The sequence below is a fragment of the Klebsiella sp. P1CD1 genome (assembly GCF_003790505.1).
GTDB lineage: Bacteria > Pseudomonadota > Gammaproteobacteria > Enterobacterales > Enterobacteriaceae > Klebsiella > Klebsiella variicola.
In genome coordinates this window covers 4,581,508-4,605,086 of sequence record NZ_CP033631.1, presented here as the reverse complement: position 1 = coordinate 4,605,086, position 23,579 = coordinate 4,581,508, and the positions used below count along the sequence as shown (strand labels likewise).

Below are 23,579 nucleotides of genomic sequence, written 5' to 3'. Positions count from 1 at the left end.
GAGCGTGCCGCCATACCCGTAATTTCAACCCCACCATCTGACTCACCCTGCCTGCGGCGACAGCTTGCCAGCCATCGCCTGTTGAATAATCGGGATAGGGGTCAGTAAGTGCTCGCGCATCAGCGCGCTGGCTCGTTCGGCATCGCGCGCCAGAATGGCGTCCAGCAGGGTCTGGTGCTGGACATGCTTGTCTTCCAGCATCTCCACCGACAGCACGGTGGTGCGCAGCCAGATGAAGCGGTAGCGCGCCGCCAGATCGAACAGCCTTTCGCGCATCTGCAGCAGATACTGGGAGCCGCAGCCGGCGACGATGGCGGTGTGAAACGCCTGATGGCGCTGGTCCCATTCATCGAGTAAGCGCTCACTGGCGTCACAGGACTCCAGCTTGTTGAGCAGATGGGCGCGGGCCAGCAGCTCGGCTTCCCACTCGTCGCCGCCGCGTTCGATGGCGAGGCGCACCAGCATGGCTTCCATGTTGGCGCGCGCGTCGAAGATATCGAGAAGCTCCTGCTCCGACATGGGCGCCACCCGATAGCCTTTCTGATTAACCACCGTCACCAGCCTTTCCGCCACCAGCTGCGAGAGCGCCTCCCGCAGCGGCCCGACACCGAGCTCATAGCGCGACGTCAGCAGGCTCATCCGCAGCTTCTCATCGGGTTGGTAGACCCCGCGGATGATGTCGTTTTTCAGCCAACGGTACCCGTCAATGGCCGTCGCCTGGGGAATGGCGGTCATGTTCTTACTCCTGAATACTCTTCCCGGCGGGCGCCGGGAACAGGGTTAACGCGTATTTTGCAGCGGCAGTTTTTGCCACAATACCAGCTTTTTCCAGCGCGACATAATCGGTACTGTACAAATAATTCCCAATGCTAACAGGCCGGTAGAGATCACCTCCAGTTGCTGCGCCGGACGGAACAGCATCACCACCAGCACGAAGGTGATAAAGGCGATTACCAGCCAGGTCAGGTACGGATAGAGCCACATTCTCAGACGGATCTCGCCGCCTTGCGCCTGAAGGATTTTGCGCATCCGCAGTTGTGAAACGGCGATCACCAGATAGACCAGCAGGGCGATGGCGCCAGAGCTGTCGATGAGGAATTTAAACACCTTCGCGGGCGCATAGTAGTTCACCACCACGGTGAGGAACGCCGCGCCGGTGGAGAGCAGCACCGCCACGTACGGAGTTTTGCTGCGGTTGGTCCGGCCCATGATGGCCGGCGCATCGCCGCGACGGCTCAGGGAATAGAGCATCCGCGAGGCGGTATACAGCGCCGAGTTCAGACAGCTGGTGACCGACAGGAGGATCACGCCGTCCATAATCAGCTTCGCGTAGGGAATATGCAGCAGCTCGAGCACCGAGCGGTAGGAACCGATGCTCTTCAGCCCCGGCATATTCCATGGGATGAGGGCGACGACGATAAAGATCGAGCACAGATAAAAAATAGAGATACGCCAGATCACCGAGTTGGTGGCGCGGACGATGTGTTTATCCGGCGTGTCCGATTCGGCGGCGGCAATGGTGACGATCTCCGCGCCCATAAAAGAGAACATGGTGATCAGCATCGCGCTCAGCACCGCGCCGAAGCCGTTCGGCATAAAGCCGCCGTGGTCCCACAGCCGCGAAATGCCGCTGACCTCGGCATAGGGATAAAAACCGGTAATGGCGACCGCGCCCAGTACGATAAACGCCAGAATAGCGATCACTTTGCACAGCGCCAGCCAGAACTCGAATTCACCGTAGTTCTTGACGCTCAGCAGGTTACTGCCGGTGAGGGCGAGAGTGATGACCAGGGAGAACAACCACACAGGGACGCCCGGCACCCACGAATGCAGAATAATCGCCGCGATATTGGCTTCCAGCGGAATAACCAGTACCCAGAACCACCAGTACAGCCAGCCGATGGTATACCCCGCCCAGCGGCCGATGGCTTTGTCGGCGTAGGTGGAAAAGGAGCCAGTATCCGGCGTGGCGACGGCCATTTCGGCCAGCATACGCATAATCATCACCACCAGCAGCCCGGCAAACAGATAGGCCAGCAGCACCGCCGGGCCCGCTTCGGCAATGGCGACGCTGGAACCGACAAATAAACTCGCGCCGATCACCCCGGCGATAGATAACATCGTGACGTGGCGCGACTTCAGTCCCGCCCCTAAATCCTGTGATTGCGACAGTTGCCCCATCATTTACCCTCTCGAAGTGTGTCACCTGGGAGAGCGCCCCGACATTCCCGCGCCGGGGCACGCGTATTATTGTTGTTTTGCAGGTCTCGTCTTCATTCCCTTACGAACGTACTTCGCTTCCGCATGTGTTCTGTTCTATGCCTGTTTCGCCTCGGTAAAGCAGTCGGCGATGATCTTGAGACCCTGCTCGATCTGCGCCTCTTCAATGGTCAGCGGCACCAGGATGCGCAGCACGTTGTAGTACGGCCCGCAGGAGAGCAGGATCAGGCCTTTGTCGCGGGCGCGGGCGACGATATCCGCCGTCAGTCTGGCGTTAGGCTTGCTGCGGTCGCCCTCTTCAAACAGCTCAATGGCGATCATCGCCCCCAGGCCGCGAACGTCACCGATCTCCGGATGATCTTCTGCAATCGCCAGCAGGCCCTGGCGCAGGGTGTCGCCAAGCTGGTTGGCTTTTTCCAGCAGGTTCTCCTGCTCGAAAATCTGTAATACCGCCAGGGCGGCGGCGCAGGCGATGGGGTTGCCAGCGTAGGTGCCGCCGAGTCCGCCGGGGGCGATGGCATCCATCACCTCCGCCCGCCCGGTGACGCCCGCCAGCGGGAAACCGCCGGCGATGGATTTGGCGAAGGTGGTGATATCCGCCGCCACGCCCATCTGCTCCATGGCGAACAGCGTGCCGGTACGGCCCGCGCCGCTCTGGACCTCATCGGCGATGAGCATAATGCCGTGCTCGTCGCACAGGGCGCGCAGGCGCTGCATAAAGGCCGGGGAGGCGGCATAGAATCCGCCTTCACCCTGCACCGGCTCGATAATGATGGCGGCGATATCTTCCGGCGCGGCATCGTTTTTGAAGATGCGATGGATGCTGGCGATCGCCTCGTCATCACTGACGCCGTGCAGCGCGCACGGGTAGAGGGCGCGATAGACGTGGCCCGGCATTAACCCCATACCGGCGGAGTACGGGTTCACTTTCCCGGTTAGCGACAGGGTGTAATGGGTACGGCCGTGATAGGCGCCGGTGAAGGCGATGGCGCCGCTGCGCCCGGTTGCCGCGCGGGCGATTTTCACCGCGTTCTCCACCGCTTCCGACCCGGTGGTGACCAGCAGGGTTTTCTTGGCGAAATCACCGGGCACCTTCTGGTTCATCTTTTCGCACAGCGCCAGGTAAGGCTCGTAGGCCAGTACCTGAAAGCAGGTATGCGACAACTTTTTCAGCTGGTCTTCGACGGCGGCGACAACCTGCGGATGCAGATGGCCGGTATTGAGCACCGCGATACCGCCGGCAAAATCGAGATATTCCCGGCCTTCGACGTCCCACACCCGGCAGTTCTCTGCGCGTTCGGCGAAGATAGGGTGGATCTGGCCGACGCCGCGCGGGACCGCATCGCTGCGACGCGCCATCATTGCTTTATTGCTGTTCATCCATCGCTCCTGTTAAAGGCCAATACACATGTATTTGATTTCTAAGTAGTCTTCGATACCGTACTTCGACCCTTCGCGGCCGAGGCCTGAGGCCTTGACGCCGCCGAACGGGGCGACTTCGGTGGAGATAATGCCGGTGTTGATGCCGATGATGCCGTACTCCAGCGCTTCGCCGACGCGGAAGACGCGGCTCAGATCGCGGGCGTAGAAATAGGCGGCGAGGCCGAACTCGGTATCGTTGGCCTGGGCAATGACGTCGGCTTCATCCTTAAAGCGGAACAGCGGCGCCAGCGGGCCGAAGGTCTCCTCTTTCGCCACTTTGGCGCTGTCGGGAACGTTGACCAGGATGGTCGGCTGGAAGAAGTTGCCGCCCAGGGCGTGCGGTTTGCCGCCGGTGACGACTTTCGCGCCTTTGGCGATGGCGTCGGCAATATGTTCTTCAACTTTGGTGACGGCTTTCTCGTCGATCAGCGGGCCGGTGGTGACGCCATCCTGCAGGCCGTCGCCGATGCGCAGTTTTTCCACCGCCTGCTGCAGTTTTTCAGCGAAACGGTCATACACCCCGTCCTGGACGTACAGTCGGTTGGCGCAGACGCAGGTCTGCCCGGCGTTGCGGAACTTCGACGCCAGCGCCCCTTCGACGGCTTTATCAAGGTCGGCATCATCAAAGACGATAAACGGCGCGTTGCCGCCCAGCTCCAGGGAGACTTTTTTGATGTCTTTCGCGCACTGCTCCATCAGCTGGCGGCCAATCTCGGTCGAGCCGGTAAAGGAGAGCTTGCGCACCAGCGGGTTGCTGGTCAGTTCGCCGCCGACGGCCCCGGCGGAACCGGTGACCACGTTGAACACCCCGGCGGGGATCCCGGCGCGATTGGCCAGTTCGGCCAGCGCCAGCGCTGAAAACGGCGTCTGGCTGGCCGGTTTCAGGACCATGGTGCAGCCGGCGGCCAGCGCCGGGCCCGCTTTGCGGGTGATCATCGCCGCCGGGAAGTTCCACGGGGTGATGGCGGCGGTAACGCCGATGGGCTGCTTAATCACCAGCAGGCGCTTGTCGGCCTGATGGCCGGGAATGGTATCGCCGTAAATGCGCTTACCTTCTTCGGCGAACCACTCAATAAAGGAGGCGGCGTAGCTGATTTCGCCTTTGGCTTCCGCCAGCGGTTTTCCCTGCTCAAGGGTCATCAGGCGGGCGAGATCGTCCTGATTCTCCATCATAAGATCGAACCAGCGGCGCAGAATATTCGCCCGCTCTTTGGCGGTCAGGGCACGCCAGGCGGGAAGGGCGCGATTGGCGGCTTCAATTGCTTCGCGGGTTTCGTCGGCGCCCATTTTCGGCACACTGCCGAGCTGCTCGCCGTTGGCCGGGTTGGTCACCGCAATCACATCGCCGTTGGGCGCATCGCGCCACTGACCATCGATCAGCGCCTGCTGGCGAAACAGTGTCATATCGTTGAGTTGCATAATCGCTTCCTGTCTTAAGGGGGTTAACGGGTAAAAGCGGCGTGTAGTGTCTCCACGCTACGTGCCGCACGCAGCGTGCGTCCGGGATTGCTCTGGCTTTCCAGCAGGGTCTGCACCTTGCTGACGATGTGCGCGCCGATCGGGATAGCGGAGGTGGCCGCCGGCGATGGCGCATTGCAGGTATGTATCGAACGCGCGGTGGTGACGAAGAGAAAATCGTCGATCAGTTTGCCCTGCGGCGATACCGCCTGCGCCCGCACGCCGGCGGGCCACGGGCGTAAATCGCTCAGCGTCAGGCTCGGGCAGTATTTCTGCACCAGCCGCAGATAGCCGCTTCTGCACAGCGAATTCTTCATTTCGCCCAGTCCGGAGCGCAGGTTGTTTTGCAGTACCCGGCGGATGCCGGGCGAGGTGAGGATCTCCAGGGTATCGGCCAGCGAGATATCGCGCTTGCGGTAGCCTTCGCGCTTCAGAGCCAGCACGGCGTTGGGGCCGACGGTGACGCTGCCGTCGATCATGCGGGTCAGGTGGACGCCGAGGAACGGCATCGCCGGATCGGGGATCGGATAGATCAGATGGTTGACGATCTGGTTGTGCTGCGGCGCCAGCTGGAAATACTCGCCGCGGAACGGACAGATGATAAACCCGGGATCGACGCCGAGCATTTTTACCAGCCGATCGGCCATCAAGCCCGAACAGGCGATCAGCGTGGAGGCCTCATATTCGGCGCCCTGGCGGGTGCGGATCACCACGCCGCTGGCATGTTCTTTCAGGGCGCTGACTTCGGCGTCGTAGACGATCGTTCCGCCTTTTGATTCGAAGATCTTCGCCATTGCCGCCGCCACGTCGCGGTAGCTGACGATGCCGCTGGAAGGGACGAAGATCCCGCCGAGCCCGGTAATGTTCGGTTCGCGCTCGCGTAGCTCCCCGGCGCTTAGCCACTCGCGCTGCAGGCCGTTGGCGGCGGTGCGATCCCACAGGGCGCGCATCCGCTCCATCTCCAGCGGCGAGGTGGCGACCAGCATTTTGCCGCAGACGTCATAGCGGATGCCGTTCTGCTCGCAAAAGGCCTTGGTGGCGCGGTTGCCGGCGAGGCAAAACTGCGCCTTGAGGCTGCCGGGGGTGTAATACACCCCGGCGTGGATCACGCCGCTGTTGTGGCCAGTCTGATGGCAGGCCGGACCGGTCTCTTTTTCCAGCAGCGCAATGCGGGCGTCCGGGTAAATCTCAATTAACTGCATGGCGGTCGACATGCCGATGATGCCGCCGCCGATAATCACGAAATCATACATCCGCTCAATTCCTTCGCCTGAGAACCCTTATTGATGAGTCTGGTAATGATTCGTGGAATACGCAAAGTAGCCGCGCTGGCGCATCAGTTCGCGGCGCAGGTCCGGGTGCGGCGTAAACCGGTCGCGGCCGTGCAGCCAGAACAGGTTGTTAATCAGCAGGAATTTGCCCACCGGCACCGGTATTGAAAGGATGTTTTTGCTGGTTTCCAGCGCGTCGGAAAGGCGGCTCAGCCAGGTGCCTTCTTCAAAATCTTTCGGCTGGACGAACTGGTCGATATAGCGCATTACCGGACGGCCCAGCGAATCGACGTCGAACACCGGGTGGAAAACATCCTTGCTGACGTTTTTGCTCGGCGGCGCGGCCCAGCGCATTGGGCGGCGAGCCAGCGGGTCGCGGAAAAATTCGTCGAGATGCTCCCAGTCGTCGAGATGCAGCAGCAGGGAATTACCGCCCTGCATGTTCTGCTCGTCGATCTTCATCATTAACACGTAGTCGGTTTGCTCTTCGACGTAGGTGCCGTCGTTGTGCAGCTCCATCACCCGGTGCGGCTGGCGCAGGTAGCTGTCGGAGTTATCGACATTTTTCACCACAAAGCGAGCGTAATACTGACCGCTCATGGCGTCGAAGTTGGAACGGCCAATCAGATGGGCGACGGCGGTGGCCAGCTTGACCATCTCCTCGGCCTGGCTGACGTTATCGATCCCTTCGCCGTTGATCAGCAGCGCGCCTTCCGCACGATCGAGCAATGTTTTGATCAGCAACGGCTGCAGCTGATTGCCGCACAGATCGTCGAGGATCTTGCCGACCTGGAAGCGTAAGAAAGATTTGTACTCCAGCGCCTGCACCGGCCACTGCGCGACCTGCTGCAGGAACTGCGTGGTTGTTTCGGCGGAAAAGGTGAGCTCCAGCAGGCGCGGCGACTGTGCGGAAGGGGCAATGGAAAAGCCCGGATATGGCTGGGCTAACGGCGCGGGTGTCGGTTTTACTGCGGTCAGGGCGTTCATCAGGATCGTTCCTCGCTGTAAGGTCAGGGTGATGTTCATTTCGTAGCCATAAATTAAAAATATCTACATTTTTATAAAATGCGTACGAAATGGCCTTTTTGTTTCTATTTTGTGATCTGACAACAATTATTTAACAATGCGGGAGGGAGATAAGGTGGTGGTTAATCTTGAGGAACAGAGCGGGTGGCGGAAAGCGCAAAATGCGGGGGAGGCTGAGGGTAAATCGTAATACCGGTCACAGTTTTTAATCAGCGCCATACCCTTATGAACTGAGGGTGTTAGTATTCAGCGCGTTAATACCTTTCAATGCTTACCGAGGCTTCGATGCTGGAGAATGTCATTATCAGATAATCAGTTCCCCGACCTGCCCAGGCCGGACTGATTATCGCTGCGCTTAAACCTTACGCACACACCTGCGGGTGTAGGCATGTTTTCGCATATGATAATGAACAGGTTTCAGTATGAATTTATCCCGTCAGGAACAACGGACCTTACACGTTCTCGCCAAAGGTGGCCGTATTGCGCACGTCCGCGATACCTCCGGCCGCATTACCGCCGTCGAATGCTACACCCGTGAAGGGCTGTTGCTGAACGACTGCACCCTCGCGGTCTTCAAAAAGCTCAAAACCAAAAAGCTGATTAAGTCGGTGAACGGCCAGCCGTACCGGATCAACACCACTGGTTTGAATAACGTTCGCGCGCAGGCGGACAACCGCTGATACAGCGACCCGGGCAGTGTCGCTGCCCGGGCGTATGGCTCTCAAGGAGAAACATCCATGATCGATATCCCTCGCATTTTTACTATCAGTGAAAGCGAACACCGTATTCATAACCCTTTTACCCCGGAAAAGTACGCCACCCTGGGACGGGCGCTGCGGATGGCGCCGGGCACCGCTATTCTTGACCTTGGCAGCGGCTCCGGCGAGATGCTCTGTAGCTGGGCGCGCGATCATCAGATCGTCGGCACCGGCGTGGACATGAGCCTGCTGTTCAGCCAGCAGGCGACCGCCCGTGCAGAAGCGCTCGGGGTAAGCGACCGGGTAACCTTTGTGCATCAGGATGCCAGCGGATACGTCGCCAGCCAGCCGTGCGATATTGCCGCCTGCGTGGGGGCCACGTGGATCGGCGGCGGGGTGGCCGGCACGATTGCGCTGCTGAAGCAGAGCCTGCGGCCCGGCGGCATGCTGCTGATCGGCGAGCCATGGTGGCGTAAACGTCCGGCCACGGCGGAAGAGGCGGTTGCCTGCGGCGCGCAGACTCCCGATGACTTCCTGACGCTGCCGGCGCTGGTCGCCCACTTTGGTGAACTGGGCTATGACGTGGTGGAGATGGTGCTGGCCGACCAGGAGGGCTGGGATCGTTATGAAGCGGCGAAATGGCTGACGATGCGCCGCTGGCTGGAGGCCAATCCGCACGATGACTTCGCGCCGGAGGTTCGCCAGCAGTTGACCACCGCGCCGCTGCACCATGTCACCTGGACCCGGGAATATCTCGACTGGGGCGTGTTTGTCCTGATGGCGCGTTAACCGGTATGTCGGTAGCGTCAGGAGGCGCTACCGACCATCTTCAGACCTTCAGTTCGTCGTAGCTGACCATGACGTGCCGGCGAAAGGCAGGCCGTTCGGTTAGCCGTGCATAGTAAGCCGCCAGATGGGGGAGGGGACGACGGGTGATATCGATGGCAAAGTAGCGGTACAGCACATGGCCAAACTGGATGTCGGCCAGGGTGAACGTATCGCCCACCAGATAGCGGCTGCCGGCGAGACGCGTCTCGGCAATCGCCAGCTTTTGCTCCATGGCCATCACCGCCGCGGCGATGGCCTGCGGATCCCGCTCGGCGGCAGGCGTGCGCACCACGCGCCAGAACACCGGCGCCGTAAAGCCGAGGGCAATATTCTGCTTTGACCACTCGGCCCAGCGATCAACCTCAGTGCGGGCCAGCAGATCGCCCGGCCAGAAGGCGTCATCGGCGTAGCGATTGGCTAAATAGCGAAGGATCGCGCCCGTTTCCCACAGCGGCGGATTATCGCCATCCTGCAGCACTGGCACCGTGCGATTGGGATTGAGCTGATAAAACGCCTCGCTGTCGGTACCACCATAGCGATGCCCCACGTCGAACCGGAGATAGTCCAGCCCAAGCTCGCCAACACACCACATCAGCGCCTGCACGTTAGAGGAGGTTTTTCGGCCCCAGATGGTCAGCATTGAGATCTCCAGAGAACAGGGAAAGAAGGAGCATAGCAGGTTGGGTTGAAACGTGAGGGGGAAAAGATGGGTGGTATAGCGGTGTATATGGTGTGGGGACGCATGTTATCCCCTTGCGATAACGCGAATTCATCCCTACAAAGGTATAATGACCATCAATATGGCGCTTGTATAAAATAATGCAGCAATCATCTTTGAACGAGAATAAGGCGAGGGAGTGGAAACGTTAGTTATTCTGGCCGTAGTCGTATGGATACTTTTCAAGCTGGTACAAAAGGTTACGAGCAAACTCTATCCTCAAGACTCGGTGAAGGTACAGGAGAAGCCCGACACGACACCAGCGACGGATGCCTGGGGAAATTACCCTAAAGCTGAAGGGCATGTCGTTTTATTCGAACAGTTCCGACGTGAGCAGGCGCAGCGGCAGCAAGCTGCTAAAGAGGCTGAGACATTCTACCGCTCAAGAGAGTGGCGGCGTTTACGTTACCAGGCGTTCCAGCGCTACGGCAATAAATGTTGCGTATGCGGGCGCGGCGCCAGTGACGGGATGGTGATGCACGTTGATCATATAAAACCGCGTTCTCTTTACCCGCATTTAGCCCTCGATATTGCCAATCTGCAAATCATGTGCAACGAGTGCAACGTCAGTAAGGGCAACAGAGATGAGGTTGCGTGGCAATAATAAGGACAGGTTAGCGGCTATGTGCAATTCCCCTGGTATTAAAATGTTCGTAACGAACAAATAAGCAAGTCTTGACGGAATGAATCCGCAATGACGCTTTTATTTCGTTACAGCAGCTCATTGGTGAATTCCTTCATCACCGCATTTGTCGGTAGCGCCATTTGCCTTGCGTTAGTCCTGCTCATTTTCAATAAAGTGAGATGACTGCCAGTGGCTGGAGATCAATGATGCGGGATACTTACCTAACGACGGGCTGTTACCTTATCGAACGTTTAAGGAAAATACAGGAGGGATAACGGGCAACTTACTCCGTATCACGACGCTATCGCCTCCCTTATTTTTTATTGATGCAACGGTTGGTCGCAGGCCGCGAGGATTGACTCATGCATCGCTTCGGAAAGTGTCGGATGCGCAAAGATCATCGACAGGAGACTTTCATCTGTGGCCTCCAGGTGACGGGCGATGCCAAACCCCTGGATCTGTTCCGTGACCTGTGCGCCAACCATATGCGCGCCCAGCAACTCGCCGGTTTCAGCATCGAAAATAGTCTTCACAAAACCCTCCGTCTCGCCGCTGGCCAGCGCCTTACCATTGCTCTGATAAGAGAACTTACCGATCCTGACGGGTCGTCCTCTGGCCAGGGCCGTCGATTCCGTCAGGCCCAGACTGGCAACCTGAGGCCGGGAATAAGTGCAACCGGGCACATAGTCGCGATCAAGCGGGTGGGTGCCTTCGACACCAGCCAGTGTCTCAATGCAGATCACGCCTTCGTGGCTGGCCTTGTGCGCCAGACACGGCGGGCCGGCTACATCGCCGATGGCATAAAGCCCAAATACGTTAGTGCGACAAGCCGCATCCGTCTTGATAAAACCGCGGTCTAACTCGACGCCCAGTGCTTCCAGCCCCAGATCTTCAATATTCGGCTGTACGCCAACCGCCAGCAGCACGCGTTCGACTTCCAGGAAAGATTCGGCGCTCGTATTTTTCATTGTACAGCGTACCCCGGTATCGGTGAGCTGTACTTGCGTTACCTGGGTCTGGGTATGGACCTGAATCCCGCGCTTTTCGAATGACTTACGCACCGCCGCTGACACTTCGGCATCTTCCACGGGCAAAATCTGCGACGCTAGCTCGACCAGCGTCACTTTACAGCCCAGATCGTTATAAAGGCTGGCGAACTCGACGCCAATCGCGCCTGAACCGATGATTAATAGCGACCTGGGCAATCGCTTAGGCTGTAGTGCCTCGTAATAGGTCCAGATATATTCGCCATCTGGCTCTATGCCTGGTAATGCGCGTGGTCGGGCGCCCGTGGCCAGGATCACGTGATCGGCCCGGTAATCGTGCGCTTCCCCCCGGGCATCCGCTACCGTTATTTGTCCCTTACCGCGCAGCCGCGCGGTGCCATCAATCACCCTCACGCCATTTTTCTTCAACAGGTACTCAACCCCGCCGGTGAGCTGTTGCGAAACGGCACGGCTAAACTGCACCAGTTTCTGCAGATCGACATTCACCTCACCCACGCTGATACCCAGCTGACTGGCATGGGTGATACTGTGCGCGACCTCAGCGCCATGCAACAGCGCCTTGGTTGGAATGCATCCCCAGTTCAGGCAGATGCCGCCCAGATGTTGTTTTTCCACTAAGGCGGTACGAAGACCTAGCTGGCCGGCACGGATGGCGGCCACATACCCCCCAGGACCCCCGCCGATGATCAGCACATCGTAATTATCGTGCATAGCTCGTCTCCTGGATAAACATCAGGGTTGGGGTTTCAGTCAGTCGCTTGAGTTCCTGGAGAAAAGCTGCACCTGCCGCCCCATCGATGACCCGGTGATCGCAGGATAGCGATACCGTCAGTTGGTGGCGCGCGACGATTTGCCCGTCGCGTACTACCGCCCGCATCTCGCCGGTGCCAATGGCGAGGATTGCGCTTTGCGGTGGATTGATGATGGCGTCAAACTGCCGGATGCCGAGCATCCCCAGATTTGACACGCTAAAGGTTCCCCCCTGGAACTCTTCCGGCTTCAGCGTGCCCGCTTTGGCCCTGGTCACCAGGGCGTGAATTTCGGCCGATATGTCGCTGATCGATTTCCGGTTCGCCGAGCGAACAATGGGGGTAATTAGCCCGTCAGGCAGCGCAACAGCCACTGAAATATCGGCATCTGCAAAGCGGCGGATACTTTGTGTCGCTTCATCAAACTGGATGTTGACGTCTGGCACGGCCACCAGCGCCAGGGCACAAGCCTTCACCAGCAGGTCGTTAACCGAAATCTTGACGCCGGGTACTTCGCGGTTAATTTCCTGACGAAACGCTAACAGTCGTTCCAGATCGAGTTCGACACTCAAACGGAAATGGGGAGACTGTTGCTTGGAGGTTTGCAAGCGAGAAGCGATAGCCCGCCGCATACCGGACATGGGGATGCTCTCAAAGGGTGTCGGGGCACTCTCCTGCACAGGGCTGACCGGCGGGTGCCCTTCGAGCAACAACGCCGCAGCCAGCACATCATCGCGACTCACCCGACCGCGTGAACCGCTGCTTCGGCAGTCATGCAAGTTGATACCCAGCTTACCGGCCAGACGGCGCGCCAGCGGGGTGGCCGATACCTGGCTATCATCGGCATGCGAGCGGGGCGCTTTGCTGCGACGAACGGGGGGCGTCGGAGAGGCCAGGCGACCGCCGGCGGCAACGATCGCGCTTTCCAGATCAGAAACAGAGATACGTTCCCCGCGCCCGCTGCCGCGGACCTTTTTCAGGTCGACACCCCAGCGGGCAGACAGTCGTAACGCATGGGGCGTGGCATTAACCTGAGTCACATCAGTCACGCCTTGCAGACTGACGGGAATGACGGTCTGCCCAATAGGGGGCTCCGGACTGTTGGATGGCGGCGAAACAACGGAAGGTGGCTTAGCGCCTGCCTGTGCCGCTACGTCCGGCGCGGCAGCCTCCGGGCCAGGTGCTGCGGGTTTCACTGTAGCCAGACTGGCAGCGAATTCGTCCAGTTCAGCATCGCTGACCGAAGCGTCAGCCACCAGAGCCAGCACGGCGCCAACCTGAAGCGTCTCACCCTCCCGGGCGATTATCCGGCGTAATGTACCGGCAAAAGGTGCCTCCAGCACATTGACGATTTTACTGGTTTCAATCTCACAGATTTCCTGCCCTCTGGTGAAATCGTCACCCTCCTGGATTGCCCATCGAGCGAGCAAGCCTTCCTCCATGGAAAGCCCCCACTTTGGCATTTCAAGCGTCTTGATTTCGCTCATAGGTTAATCCTCCAGCACTTGACGGACGGCGGCTTCGATACGTTCAACGCCAGGGATCCAGAGTTTTTCGAGAGCAGGGGAGAACGGGACCGGCGTGTGTGGCGGCGTCACCAGCAGAACGGGCGCTTTGAGGAAATGGAATGCCTGAGACGCAATCAGCGCCGCGACATCATGAGCAAAACCGAAGCGTGCAGCAGATTCGTCGACTATCACTACCCGCCCCGTGGAAGCCACCGATTCCAGAATACCTTCCTCATCCAGCGGCGAAATGGTTCGCGGGTCGACCACCTCGACCGAGATCCCCTCTCTGGCCAGTTTGTCCGCCACCTGGTTTGCTTTATGTACCATTGCCGACAACGCAATGATGGTGACATCCTCTCCTTCGCGCGTGTAGTTGGCTACACCTAGCGGGATGGTATAGATCTCGTCCGGTACCTCGCCCTTGAGGTCGTACAGCATTTTATGCTCGCAGAATACCACCGGGTCGTCGTCGCGAATGGACTGGATTAACAGACCCTTGACGTCATAAGGCGTCGAGGGCACCACCACTTTCAGTCCAGGCGTGGTGGCAAAGATATTATAGGGTGACTGTGAATGCTGGGCTGCGGCAGAAAACCCCGCGCCGATCATCCCTCGCATCACCAGCGGAGCTCTGGCTTTGCCACCAAACATGTAGCGGAACTTAGCCGCCTGGTTATACAGTGCATCGTGGCTCACACCAAAAAAATCCATGAACATCAGTTCCGCGACCGGCCGCAGCCCCGTCGCTGCGGCGCCGGCCGCCATACCGATGATGGCTGACTCGGTAATGGGCGTGTCGATCACCCGATCGGAGCCGAACTGCGTCCACAGCCCTTTAGTGACACCCAGCACACCGCCAAAGGCTTCAATCTTCGCCTCTTCGGGCGCATTTCCGCCATGACCGCCACGCAAGTCTTCACCGATGAGCACTACGCGTTCATCGCGTTCCATTTCCTGAGCCAGGGCTTCCTTGACCGCTTCACGATAGGTTTTTATTGTCATGGTTATCACCCTCAGTATGAGACGTACACGTCTGTCAGCAGGTCTTCCGGAGCCGGGTAGGCAGCGGCGCGGGCCTTCAATACGGCATCGTTGACCAGGGCTTCTACTTCCTCGTCAATCGCCGCCAGTTCTTCCTGGGTGATATGTTGCTTGACCTTAGCGGTGAAAATCTTCAGCGGATCATGTTGTTCACGCAGGCGTTGCACTTCACCTTCCGCGCGGTATAGCGCGGGATCGCCCTCAAAATGACCATGCCAGCGGAAGGCTTTGGCCTCAATGACGCTTGGGCCACCGCCTTCTCGCGCACGCTTGACCGCCTCTGAGGTTGCCTCATAAACGGCAAAGAAATCGGTGCCATCGACGGTCACTGCCGGCAGGCCGAAGCCAGCGGCGCGCCGGGCGATATCACGCCCACCCACGGCGTAGTCATGGCCGGTCCCTTCGCCGTAACCGTTGTTCTCGAAAATAAAGACGGCTGGAAGCTGGAGCACGACGGCCATATTGATGGCTTCAAAGACCAGGCCCTGATTAGAACCCCCATCGCCCGTAAAAGAGACACCGACGTTGCCGGTTTTTAGCGTTTTTGCCGTTAGCGCGGCGCCGATGGCCAGTGGAGGGGCCCCCCCAACGATAGCGTTCGCCCCCAGCATTCCTTTCGACAGATCGGCAATGTGCATCGAGCCACCCTTACCGCGACATAACCCGCTGTCCTTACCGAATATTTCGGCCATCATGCCGTGAATGTCACAACCTTTAGCAATACAGTGGCCATGTCCACGGTGTGTTGAACCAATGAAATCTGCGCTCGTTAAATTTTCGCAGACCCCCACCGCGATGGCCTCCTCACCGGTATAAAGGTGAATGAAGCCCGGAATATCACCGCTGGTATTTTCCTGATGCAACCGCTCTTCAAAGGTCCTGATCTCCCGCATCTTGCGGTAAGCCTGCAATAACGCCTGTTTGCTGAGCATCGTTTAATTCTCCTCAATAAAGGTCACCCAGGCGGGGCCAACAGACAGGGCGAATAACCCTGGCCACACCCATGCAATGAATCTACGAGCGGTTAAAGGGAGTGCGAAGCCACCTTCATGGGGGGGTAGGTGGGGGTTTTCATGCTTGAGGTCAAACTTTCTAAATTTTATGTAGCCATAAAGTTTGCCTGCCCCATGTCATCCCGGTGGCTGGCGTACAATTGAAAAAAAACAAAACGAGTAGACACCACGGATGAAGCCATTGGATTTAGAAGGTCGCCAATCACCCTCACTGGTCTCCGGGCCATTGCGGCTGACGCGAGGCTTGCCGCTAATCCTGACCAAATTCGTCCCGCCTCGCTCTTCAATACAATTGCTGGAGCGCCCCCGGCTTCTTCAGCTTCTCAGTCCCGTTCAGCAGTGCCGGCTGGGCGTCGTCTGCGCCGGCGCTGGATTTGGCAAAACCACTTTGTTGGCACAATGGCATCAGCAGATGGTCGCCCAGGGTGAACGTATCGCCTGGCTGAGCCTCGATGAGGATGATGATGACGTATGGCAGTTTATTCCTTATCTGCTGCAAGCATTGCGTCCACTCTATGCTGACTGGGACGCCGATTTCTGGCGTGACATGGAAGAACAGAAGCTCTCCAGCTCCGAGCAACTGCTGGCCGGGCTCATTAACCAGCTACACTATTGCCCGCATGACGTATACCTGATCATCGACGACTTCCACGTGATTAACGATCGTGGGGTCTATGAAGCCGTGGGGTATTTAATCAAGCATGCGCCTGCCGCCTTGCATCTGATCATTGGCAGCCGTTTCCACCCGAATCTTGCGCTGAGCCAGCTGCAGGCCCAGGACCAACTGGTGGAAATCTATGATCGAGACCTGCAATTCACGCTCGAAGAAACAAAACACTATTTTAGCCGCACGGTTGCGCTACCCCTCAGCAACCACCATGCACAGCGGCTACAGTCCGTGACTGAGGGCTGGATTGCAGGGATGAAGATCGCTTCATTGTCCGCAGAATTACAGCATGATCCCGAGCATCTGTTGCGCAATATGCATGGAGGAACACGGTCCATTGCCCGCTATCTGAAAGAGGTGGTACTGGATCCGCTGCCGGAAGAGGTTCTCGATTTCCTGGTAAAAACGTCCTTCCTCAGTCGGTTAAATGCCGAATTATGCAACGCAGTGACAGGACGAGATGATAGTAAAGCGATGCTGACATGGATTGAGCGACACAACCTTTTTTTGTCAGCCCTTGACGAACAAGGCTACTGGTTCCGCTACCATCCTCTGTTGCAGGAAAATCTTCGGACCATGCTGCAGCAGAACAACGATATTGATCGCAAACAGCTACATGAATTAGCCAGTCATTGGTTCGTCGAACAGAAGCTGTGGTCTGAAGCGGTACGCCATGCGCTCAGCGCAGGCAAGCCGGTGCATAGCCCCGTACAGGACGGCGCAAGCGCTCAGTCACTGGCGGAAGAAGGGGATATCGATACCCTGATTTCATGGATGCATCATTTACCGCCCAGTACCGATCCTTCGCGCATTGACCTGCAAATTAATCTGGCCTGGGCACTGGCGCATTATTTCCACTTTGATGAGTCGAGGCAGCTGCTTGATAACCTTGATCAGATGGTACTTCATCATCGTGAGGATTTAACTCGCAGCACCTGGTGTAAATTGCGGGTTGTGCGGGCAATTTGCGAAGCCTTTGCGGAAAACATCCCGGAGAGTCTGGCTATTGTTCAGCCGTTGCTGGCCGAAGTGCCCTGCGGCGACACCTGGGTTGATGGTCTGATATGCAATATTCTCAGCTATTGCCATGTTGTTAACCAGCGCTATCACGATGCGCTGGAGGTTCAACAGCATATGCCCTCTCCGGAAAGTCCTTTAGATAATCTGTTTGTCTCGGTTTATCGCGCTTTTATCATTGCCCAGTGCCATCTTTGTCAGGGCGATCTGGGGAAAGCCGGGTGGTACGCAGAGAAAACGTTGCGCCAGGCTGAATGTTATACCGGTACCCAGTCGACCAGTGGCGCGACGCTGGCGCCGCTGCTGGCGGAGATAGCCTATGAATGTCAGAGTGGCGACTCGCCCGATCATCTGTTAGCCGACCGGCTCGAATTCATCGACCGATTCAGTCCACCCGATGCGCTGAGTCGTTGCTATACCTATCTCGCGCGTCAGGCCCTGGATGGCGATATGCCGTATGAGGCCGAGCGATTGCTGGAGCATGCGCAGCGTCTTGCCGTGTCTCGCGGCTGGCAACGGCTCCAGGCCATGATGTTAGCCGAGCAGGTGAGGGTGCGGCTGCAGCGCGGCAATGTCACAGGCGCAGAGCAACTGCAGCGACAACTTGAACAAATGGCCGCCAGCTTCAGAATGGATGCCGAACATCCCTGTCAACGCGCTATCGCTCTGTCTGCATCCCTTAGCCACTGTCGCCTTCTTCTCGCCAGAGGCCAGGCGCCGCAAGCCTGTATTCTCCTGGCTGATATGGTCCCTGATCAGGAAAACCGGGGGGACAGGTTAACCGCAGCGCGTCTGCGTACGCTCTGGTCATTGGCCTTGTGGAACAGTGGCAAAACTGCCGCTGCGCGCACGACATTTCAGCCAGTCGTGCAGCTGGCTGAACAACAGCATCTCAAAGGCCTCTTTCTTGAAGCTGGCGATACCTTGCAACCTTTGCTTGCCGGTATGAATGAAACCTCTTCGGCTTGTACTGAGGAAGGGATAGTCCATGAACCCTGGGCCGGCAAGCGCGCGCCTGCAGATGGAACACCGTTTAATAGTGGAAGCCCCGATATTCATGGGGAACTCAGCGAGCGAGAGTTGCAGATATTACAACTGATCGCTGAAGGTCAGATGAATAAAGAAATTGCTCGCACCCTCGTTATTTCTGCTGAAACGGTCAAATGGCACATCAAAAATATCTACGCGAAGCTCAAAGTGAATAGTCGCACTCAAGCGATGAGCCGGGCGCTGGAGATGAAATTACTAGATTAACGGTTTGAACAGGGGGCAGTTTTGATGTCCTTGCTCAGCGATAAGTGCGTTGAGTTTAAGGGGGCGACGCAAGGGGAAAGCAACCCTGGTGTAAACCCAGAGAGGCTTTTATCTTGATGTAGAGTGGTACTGTTTTCCGGGAGGAGATCAATTAAACCGTTTTCTCATGCTTATGACTGGCATAAGCGGGGGGCATTATCCTTGCACCAGAGATAATAGAAGCGCCTGAGCAGTTCTTGTGGCCAGGCTGGTTCGCCGGACATCTCGGCCATTTCCAACCCTTCGCCGCACTGTTTGAGGCAGGCGGCCATAATATCCCAGGTAAATTCCGGGTGGAACTGCACCGAATACGCCGTGTCGCTATAGCGCAGAATCTGGCAGACGTCCCGGGTGGAAAAAGCCAGTACGCTGGCACCTTCCGGCGGCCGTAGCACGGTTTGCCGGTGAGAAAGCCAGGCCGCGAAGCGACCGGGACATGTCGTTAGCAGCGGGGCAGTGCTGTTTTCGGCGATCTGGATCAGCTGAAGCCCGTGTTCACTCCCCTGCGGGTTATCCGCAACCAGCCCTCCCAGCGCGTGGGCAATCAGCTGGTGGCCATAGCCGACGCCAAGCAATGGCAGGTTCAGGGCGTGGGCGAGGCGTATCCATTGCGCGGTCTCCTCGCTCCACGCCAACCGGTCGGTGACCATCGCCCAGGAGCCGCTGATGATGGCGCCGCAGATTGTGTCGATAGCGGGCAGGAGCTCATGGCGATCCGGGCGAAAAACCCGGTACTCCCCGCGGTTTAAGGCGAGCACCTGAACGAACCATCGGCTTTGCTCGCCTGCCTCCTGGCGGATGACCGCCGGCGGATCGCCCATTTGAATAATCGCCAACGGCCTGGCCATCTTAATCCTGCAGATAAAAGTCGATGCTGGAGTTCAGTACCGGGCGAATAATCCCCGTCTGTATCGCAAAGTCGCCGAACGCCTCATCCGGGTTATCCGCCTGCGCCCAGGCGCTCAGTAACGCGTCAAGGTCGCGGATAATCTCCTCAAGCGGCTGGTTCTCTTTATAGAGGCGAGGAATACGCGTTCCCTCGCGGTTGCCGCCGAGGTATATGTCATAGCGGCCCACGGCACGGCCGACGAGGCCGATTTCGGCCAGCATCGCCCGGCCACAGCCGTTAGGGCAGCCGGTGACGCGAAATATCACGTCCCGATCGGCAATCCCGTTACGTATTAAGATAGCGTCAAGGCGATCGACGATGTCCGGCAGCACGCGTTCGGCCTCGGCCATCGCCAGCGGACAGGTGGGATAGGAGACGCAGGCCATCGCGCTTTTTCGCTGCGGCGATACCGTGTCATCAATCAGGGAATAGCGCTGCGCCAGTGCGTCAATCTGTGCTCGGTTGCGCTCGCTGACGCCGGCGATAATGATATTTTGATTGGGGGTTAAGCGAAAATCGCCCGTGTGGACGGCGGCGATGGCGGCCAGGCCCGATTTGAGCGGCTTGCCGGGCTTATCAATCAACCTGCCGCTGGGGATAAACAGGGTGAGATGGTGCTTACCGTCGATCCCTTCGACCCAGCCGATACGATCGCCGCGACTGCTGAAAGCGTAAGGGCGCAGCGGTTGGAATGCCAAGCCTGCCCGCAGCTCGACTTCCGCTTTAAACACCTCAATGCCGAGTCGATCGATAGTATATTTTGTTTTAGCGTTGCGTCGATTTGCGCGGTTTCCCAGGTCTCTCTGGGTGGCGACAACGGCGGTGGCAACCGCCAGCGTAGCGTTCAAAGGAATATACCCCAGCTCCGTCGCCAGGCGCGGATAGGTACTCTGATCGCCGTGGGTCATCGCGAGGCCGCCGCCTACAAGCACGTTGAAGCCCGTCAACTGCCCATTGTCGCCGATAGCGATAAAGTTAAGATCGTTGGCGTGTAAATCGACGTCGTTTTGCGGCGGAATGACCACCGCGGTTTTAAATTTGCGCGGCAGATAGTTGTTGCCCAGAATGGGTTCTTCTTCCGGCTGTGCGATCTTTTCACCGTCCAGCCAGACTTCGGCATAGGCGTTTGTTTTCGGCAACAGATGCTCCGATATCTTTTTAGCCCACTCGTAAGCCTGATGATGAAGCCTTGACTCCACCGGATTTGAAGTACACAGCACGTTACGGTTGACGTCGCCCGCCGTCGCCCGCGAATCGAGACCCAGCTGATGCAATAGCCGATGAACCGGCTTGATATTGCGTTTTAGCACGCCGTGTAGCTGCAGTGCCTGGCGGTTGGTGATGCGGATGCTGCCGTAAAGCGTATGCTGCGACGCAAACTCGTCAATCCCCAGCCACTGCTGCGGGCTGATGATCCCGCCGGGTAAACGCACCCGCAGCATCACCGTATGCAGCGGTTCCAGCATTTGCGCCGCTCTTTCCTGGCGAATATCGCGATCGTCCTGCTGGTACATACCGTGGAAGCGGATCAACTGAAAGTTATCGCCGAGAAATCCGCCGGTTAATTCGTTATGCAGATCTTCTTTAATCGTGCCGCGCAGAAGCTGGCTCTGCTGTTTCAATCGTTCATTATCCGAAAATTCATCATTGCTCATTATAGTGTTCTCAACAGAGTGCGGGTTAATTCACCCGAAAATACCAGTGAATTACATCACAGCGGATCCTTCACCAACATGAACAGTTTGTTTGTTAATCGATATAACAGTTGTTATAACCACTGATTCTAATTAATTATTATTCGTTCTGAGTTATTTTTCCGCTATTCGTTAGCGATTATTTTGCTAATGGTTGAGCGCATCGCCGATAGATGGTATCAGGGAGGTAGTGATATTGGGGGGCTGCGCGCAGCGATTTATTTTTTATGTGCTGCGACTGCCGGCAGGCTATGTAAGGCAGGAGTGGTATGGATATAGATGCTGAATCTGATTGATAAACGCATGTTTACTTTTGAAATTATATTTAAGGTAGGCCGAGTCGGCATCCTCAATACCGAGGATGATATCCATCATCGCATATTCGATTTTTTTATGGCTGATAAAGGTGTTGACGGTCATTCCGGTTTGTTTTTTGAAAATGCGATGCACATATTGCCGGGAAACTTGCAGATATTCAGAGATATCATAAACTGAAATGTTATTCTTTATATTTTGATAAATATATTGTATGGCGGAATTAACCAATGTCTGGCTGTTGGATATTATGCTGTCGGAGAGTTGAACATGGTGTTGCATAGATACTACTTCTTTTTTAACTATATCTTTTTTATTGTAGGTAATTTAAAACAAAACGAAATATACAATGTTGTGGTTTTTATGGATAACAGTATTACGAGTCCGTGATGATCGAGATTTTAGCGCAGGCGTTTTGTCGGCGTCATTTCCGCTCGCACAGCAGAGTATGGCCTGAAGCATGGCCGATCGCAATCAACCATGCTGCAGCAGGGGCGAGTTAAACGATTTCGTTTATCTGCAGATAATTCCGGCCGTGAAATTGCTGAGCGGCGGCGTTGTCCCGGCACTGCTGACTGTAGCGGCCGGGGGTGACCCCTGTGATGCGTTGAAATGCGCGATTAAACGCAGCCTGGGATAGATAGCCGACTCGTTCCGCGCTCTGCGTCAGGCTTACACCGCCGGCGATGTGCTGGCAGGCCAGTGCAATGCGAATATGGCGCACAATTTCTGCAGGTGACAGCGGCGAAACCTGGTTAAAGCGCTGAATAAACCACGAGCGCGACAGGCCCGATGCGCGCGCCATGGCTTCCACCGTCCAGGGGCGTGCCGGAAACAAGACAATCTCCGCCATCAGATTGAGGAATTCTGTTGTCAGCGGAATATTATCCAACGGCGTCTTCACCGTATGGCTGGATAAATAGTGTCGGATCACCATAAAAAAGAGTAATTCCGTCAGCGAAGCGATAAGCTTTTCACTGCGTAGCGCCGTCTGTGTCGCTTCCCGATTAATCACCGCCACCAGTTTGCCGATGGAGCCGGACCGGTCGTCCTGTGCTTTAAATTCGATAACCTGCGGCAAAAAGCTCAACAGCATCTGGCTAATGGTGGTTTTAAAGGTAATAAAACCGCAGGCTAATGCGGTGCTGGTCTCATCTTTGTAAGTCAGCGGCTGCATTTCCTGCACCGGCGCGCGGTAGGCGCTTTGCGCATTTTCATGGGAGGAAAGAACGAATGGACAATCCTGTAAAATAAAAACCATGTCGCCTTTTTCAAGACGTAACGCGCTGGAATGCTGGGCGCAATGCAGCCAGCAGTGCCCCTCCATCACCAGGTGATAGCTGGCCTTTCCACTGCCCGAAGTGCCGCCTTTCCACGAGCCGCAATACTTGCCCACATGGAAAACGGAGTTCTCAATGCTCAGATTATCTAATAACCATTCGCTATTTAGCATAGTAAAAAAGAATAAATAAAGGACGAATGAACAATAATCAACTTTTTATCAGTATTGCTCCCCATGTTCAATAAAAACATACTGATTGTAATTTAACAGGAGGCTAATTATGACAAGAGTTACCTTGCAGACCCTGGCAACTGCTCCAGAGGAATCAAAAACTTATCTGGAAAATGCCCGGCGTTCTTCAGGATTTATTCCCAACTTATTACTGGCGCTGTCTAATTCGCCGCAGGCGCTGCAAACATATATAACAGTTGGCGCTATAAATAATAATAACAGTCTATCCGCAGCGGAACGAGAAACGGTGCAATTAATTGCTGCAACTGTCCATGGTTGCGGTTTTTGCGTGGCGGGACACAGCGCAACGGTCGAAAAGAAAAAGATCATGCCTCCGGCCGATTTACAGGCGCTACGCAAGCGGCAGCCGCTGCCAGACCCGCATCTTGAAGCCATTGCCAGCTTCGCACGCGAAGTCATCGCCACGCGCGGCGCGGTTAGCGAGGCGGCATGGCAGGGGTTTCGCGCGGCGGGTTACGGCGAGCGCCAGGCGCTGGATGTGATCCTCGGCGTCAGCTTGGCCACGCTGTGCAACTTCGCCAATAGCCTGGCGCAAACGCCGCTCAATACCGAGCTAAGTCCGTGGGCCTGGTCCGACTAAATCTGG

General features: G+C 57.0%; 20 protein-coding genes. 5 read left to right on the top strand and 15 right to left on the bottom strand.

Features of this window, described 5'->3' with window-relative positions:
* Window positions 1-42: 42 nt before the first annotated feature.
* The 6 genes from csiR to glaH form a co-directional block, all read right to left on the bottom strand.
* Window positions 43-735 carry a DNA-binding transcriptional regulator CsiR gene (gene csiR, locus DTA24_RS22850; protein WP_008805273.1) on the bottom strand — a complete coding sequence of 231 codons (693 nt, stop codon included), beginning with the start codon at window positions 733-735 and terminating at the stop codon, window positions 43-45.
* Window positions 736-780: 45 nt separating this feature from the next.
* Window positions 781-2,181, bottom strand: a complete 1,401-nt coding sequence (gene gabP, locus DTA24_RS22845) for a GABA permease (RefSeq protein ID WP_002889795.1) — start codon at window positions 2,179-2,181, stop codon at window positions 781-783.
* Between the two features lie 135 nt (window positions 2,182-2,316).
* On the bottom strand, window positions 2,317-3,600 hold the full coding sequence (gene gabT, locus DTA24_RS22840; protein WP_008805274.1) for a 4-aminobutyrate--2-oxoglutarate transaminase: 1,284 nt from the start codon (window positions 3,598-3,600) through the stop codon (window positions 2,317-2,319).
* A 12-nt stretch (window positions 3,601-3,612) separates the two neighbouring features.
* Complete coding sequence (gabD, locus tag DTA24_RS22835) at window positions 3,613-5,061, bottom strand: NADP-dependent succinate-semialdehyde dehydrogenase (RefSeq protein WP_048267472.1); 1,449 nt, start codon at window positions 5,059-5,061, stop codon at window positions 3,613-3,615.
* 23 nt (window positions 5,062-5,084) lie between these two features.
* The gene (gene lhgO / locus DTA24_RS22830; protein ID WP_039102878.1) at window positions 5,085-6,353 is read right to left on the bottom strand and encodes an L-2-hydroxyglutarate oxidase; all 1,269 of its coding nucleotides are present in this window, start codon (window positions 6,351-6,353) and stop codon (window positions 5,085-5,087) included.
* Window positions 6,354-6,380: 27 nt separating this feature from the next.
* A complete protein-coding gene (gene glaH, locus DTA24_RS22825; RefSeq protein ID WP_012542782.1) occupies window positions 6,381-7,358 on the bottom strand; it encodes a glutarate dioxygenase GlaH in 978 nt (325 codons plus the stop codon).
* A gap of 461 nt (window positions 7,359-7,819) precedes the next feature.
* On the opposite strand from glaH, the gene DTA24_RS22820 reads away from it, so the two are divergent.
* Both DTA24_RS22820 and DTA24_RS22815 read left to right on the top strand, forming a co-directional pair.
* Window positions 7,820-8,077, top strand: a complete 258-nt coding sequence (locus tag DTA24_RS22820) for a YjhX family toxin (RefSeq protein ID WP_008805277.1) — start codon at window positions 7,820-7,822, stop codon at window positions 8,075-8,077.
* A 57-nt stretch (window positions 8,078-8,134) separates the two neighbouring features.
* A complete protein-coding gene (locus tag DTA24_RS22815) occupies window positions 8,135-8,884 on the top strand; it encodes an SAM-dependent methyltransferase (protein WP_123837073.1) in 750 nt (249 codons plus the stop codon).
* 40 nt (window positions 8,885-8,924) lie between these two features.
* Here DTA24_RS22815 and DTA24_RS22810 read toward each other — a convergent pair whose 3' ends face one another.
* Entirely contained in the window at window positions 8,925-9,563 is a 639-nt protein-coding gene (locus DTA24_RS22810; RefSeq protein WP_044650055.1) for a glutathione S-transferase family protein, read from the bottom strand.
* Between the two features lie 217 nt (window positions 9,564-9,780).
* On the opposite strand from DTA24_RS22810, the gene DTA24_RS22805 reads away from it, so the two are divergent.
* A complete protein-coding gene (locus DTA24_RS22805; RefSeq protein WP_004191854.1) occupies window positions 9,781-10,245 on the top strand; it encodes an HNH endonuclease in 465 nt (154 codons plus the stop codon).
* Window positions 10,246-10,586: 341 nt separating this feature from the next.
* Here DTA24_RS22805 and lpdA read toward each other — a convergent pair whose 3' ends face one another.
* From lpdA to DTA24_RS22785, 4 genes are read right to left on the bottom strand one after another with little or no spacing between them, the layout of a single operon-like run.
* The gene (gene lpdA, locus DTA24_RS22800; protein WP_039102881.1) at window positions 10,587-11,984 is read right to left on the bottom strand and encodes a dihydrolipoyl dehydrogenase; all 1,398 of its coding nucleotides are present in this window, start codon (window positions 11,982-11,984) and stop codon (window positions 10,587-10,589) included.
* Window positions 11,974-13,509 carry a 2-oxo acid dehydrogenase subunit E2 gene (locus DTA24_RS22795; protein WP_039102882.1) on the bottom strand — a complete coding sequence of 512 codons (1,536 nt, stop codon included), beginning with the start codon at window positions 13,507-13,509 and terminating at the stop codon, window positions 11,974-11,976. The genes lpdA and DTA24_RS22795 overlap by 11 nt, the downstream gene beginning before the upstream one ends.
* A gap of 3 nt (window positions 13,510-13,512) precedes the next feature.
* On the bottom strand, window positions 13,513-14,532 hold the full coding sequence (locus DTA24_RS22790) for an alpha-ketoacid dehydrogenase subunit beta (protein WP_002889881.1): 1,020 nt from the start codon (window positions 14,530-14,532) through the stop codon (window positions 13,513-13,515).
* Between the two features lie 11 nt (window positions 14,533-14,543).
* Window positions 14,544-15,503: a thiamine pyrophosphate-dependent dehydrogenase E1 component subunit alpha gene (locus DTA24_RS22785; protein WP_002889884.1), complete on the bottom strand. Its 960-nt coding sequence runs from the start codon at window positions 15,501-15,503 to the stop codon at window positions 14,544-14,546.
* Between the two features lie 253 nt (window positions 15,504-15,756).
* Here DTA24_RS22785 and DTA24_RS22780 point away from each other — a divergent pair, with 253 nt between their 5' ends.
* Window positions 15,757-18,522, top strand: coding sequence for a LuxR C-terminal-related transcriptional regulator (locus tag DTA24_RS22780; RefSeq protein ID WP_071582555.1), 2,766 nt, complete (start codon window positions 15,757-15,759; stop codon window positions 18,520-18,522).
* A 170-nt stretch (window positions 18,523-18,692) separates the two neighbouring features.
* Here the strand turns inward: DTA24_RS22780 and DTA24_RS22775 are convergent, their stop codons facing one another.
* The 4 genes from DTA24_RS22775 to DTA24_RS22760 form a co-directional block, all read right to left on the bottom strand.
* Window positions 18,693-19,409, bottom strand: a complete 717-nt coding sequence (locus DTA24_RS22775) for a glutamine amidotransferase (RefSeq protein WP_008805288.1) — start codon at window positions 19,407-19,409, stop codon at window positions 18,693-18,695.
* 1 nt (window position 19,410) lies between these two features.
* Entirely contained in the window at window positions 19,411-21,105 is a 1,695-nt protein-coding gene (gene cysI / locus DTA24_RS22770) for an assimilatory sulfite reductase (NADPH) hemoprotein subunit (RefSeq protein WP_008805289.1), read from the bottom strand.
* Between the two features lie 288 nt (window positions 21,106-21,393).
* Window positions 21,394-21,741 carry an AraC family transcriptional regulator gene (locus DTA24_RS22765; RefSeq protein WP_008805290.1) on the bottom strand — a complete coding sequence of 116 codons (348 nt, stop codon included), beginning with the start codon at window positions 21,739-21,741 and terminating at the stop codon, window positions 21,394-21,396.
* Window positions 21,742-21,958: 217 nt separating this feature from the next.
* Window positions 21,959-22,912, bottom strand: coding sequence for an AraC family transcriptional regulator (locus tag DTA24_RS22760; protein WP_039102884.1), 954 nt, complete (start codon window positions 22,910-22,912; stop codon window positions 21,959-21,961).
* A 109-nt stretch (window positions 22,913-23,021) separates the two neighbouring features.
* On the opposite strand from DTA24_RS22760, the gene DTA24_RS22755 reads away from it, so the two are divergent.
* A complete protein-coding gene (locus tag DTA24_RS22755) occupies window positions 23,022-23,573 on the top strand; it encodes a carboxymuconolactone decarboxylase family protein (protein WP_012542773.1) in 552 nt (183 codons plus the stop codon).
* Window positions 23,574-23,579: the final 6 nt, after the last annotated feature.

Excerpts from the sequence above, each read along its gene's own strand:
- csiR (WP_008805273.1), bottom strand. The coding sequence starts at position 735 with ATGACCGCCATTCCCCAGGCGACGGCCATTGACGGGTACCGTTGGCTG.
- gabP (WP_002889795.1), bottom strand. The coding sequence starts at position 2,181 with ATGGGGCAACTGTCGCAATCACAGGATTTAGGGGCGGGACTGAAGTCG.
- gabT (WP_008805274.1), bottom strand. The coding sequence starts at position 3,600 with ATGAACAGCAATAAAGCAATGATGGCGCGTCGCAGCGATGCGGTCCCG.
- gabD (WP_048267472.1), bottom strand. The coding sequence starts at position 5,061 with ATGCAACTCAACGATATGACACTGTTTCGCCAGCAGGCGCTGATCGAT.
- lhgO (WP_039102878.1), bottom strand. The coding sequence starts at position 6,353 with ATGTATGATTTCGTGATTATCGGCGGCGGCATCATCGGCATGTCGACC.
- glaH (WP_012542782.1), bottom strand. The coding sequence starts at position 7,358 with ATGAACGCCCTGACCGCAGTAAAACCGACACCCGCGCCGTTAGCCCAG.
- DTA24_RS22820 (WP_008805277.1), top strand. The coding sequence starts at position 7,820 with ATGAATTTATCCCGTCAGGAACAACGGACCTTACACGTTCTCGCCAAA.
- DTA24_RS22815 (WP_123837073.1), top strand. The coding sequence starts at position 8,135 with ATGATCGATATCCCTCGCATTTTTACTATCAGTGAAAGCGAACACCGT.
- DTA24_RS22810 (WP_044650055.1), bottom strand. The coding sequence starts at position 9,563 with ATGCTGACCATCTGGGGCCGAAAAACCTCCTCTAACGTGCAGGCGCTG.
- lpdA (WP_039102881.1), bottom strand. The coding sequence starts at position 11,984 with ATGCACGATAATTACGATGTGCTGATCATCGGCGGGGGTCCTGGGGGG.
- DTA24_RS22795 (WP_039102882.1), bottom strand. The coding sequence starts at position 13,509 with ATGAGCGAAATCAAGACGCTTGAAATGCCAAAGTGGGGGCTTTCCATG.
- DTA24_RS22790 (WP_002889881.1), bottom strand. The coding sequence starts at position 14,532 with ATGACAATAAAAACCTATCGTGAAGCGGTCAAGGAAGCCCTGGCTCAG.
- DTA24_RS22785 (WP_002889884.1), bottom strand. The coding sequence starts at position 15,503 with ATGCTCAGCAAACAGGCGTTATTGCAGGCTTACCGCAAGATGCGGGAG.
- DTA24_RS22780 (WP_071582555.1), top strand. The coding sequence starts at position 15,757 with ATGAAGCCATTGGATTTAGAAGGTCGCCAATCACCCTCACTGGTCTCC.
- DTA24_RS22775 (WP_008805288.1), bottom strand. The coding sequence starts at position 19,409 with ATGGCCAGGCCGTTGGCGATTATTCAAATGGGCGATCCGCCGGCGGTC.
- cysI (WP_008805289.1), bottom strand. The coding sequence starts at position 21,105 with ATGAGCAATGATGAATTTTCGGATAATGAACGATTGAAACAGCAGAGC.
- DTA24_RS22765 (WP_008805290.1), bottom strand. The coding sequence starts at position 21,741 with ATGCAACACCATGTTCAACTCTCCGACAGCATAATATCCAACAGCCAG.
- DTA24_RS22760 (WP_039102884.1), bottom strand. The coding sequence starts at position 22,912 with ATGCTAAATAGCGAATGGTTATTAGATAATCTGAGCATTGAGAACTCC.
- DTA24_RS22755 (WP_012542773.1), top strand. The coding sequence starts at position 23,022 with ATGACAAGAGTTACCTTGCAGACCCTGGCAACTGCTCCAGAGGAATCA.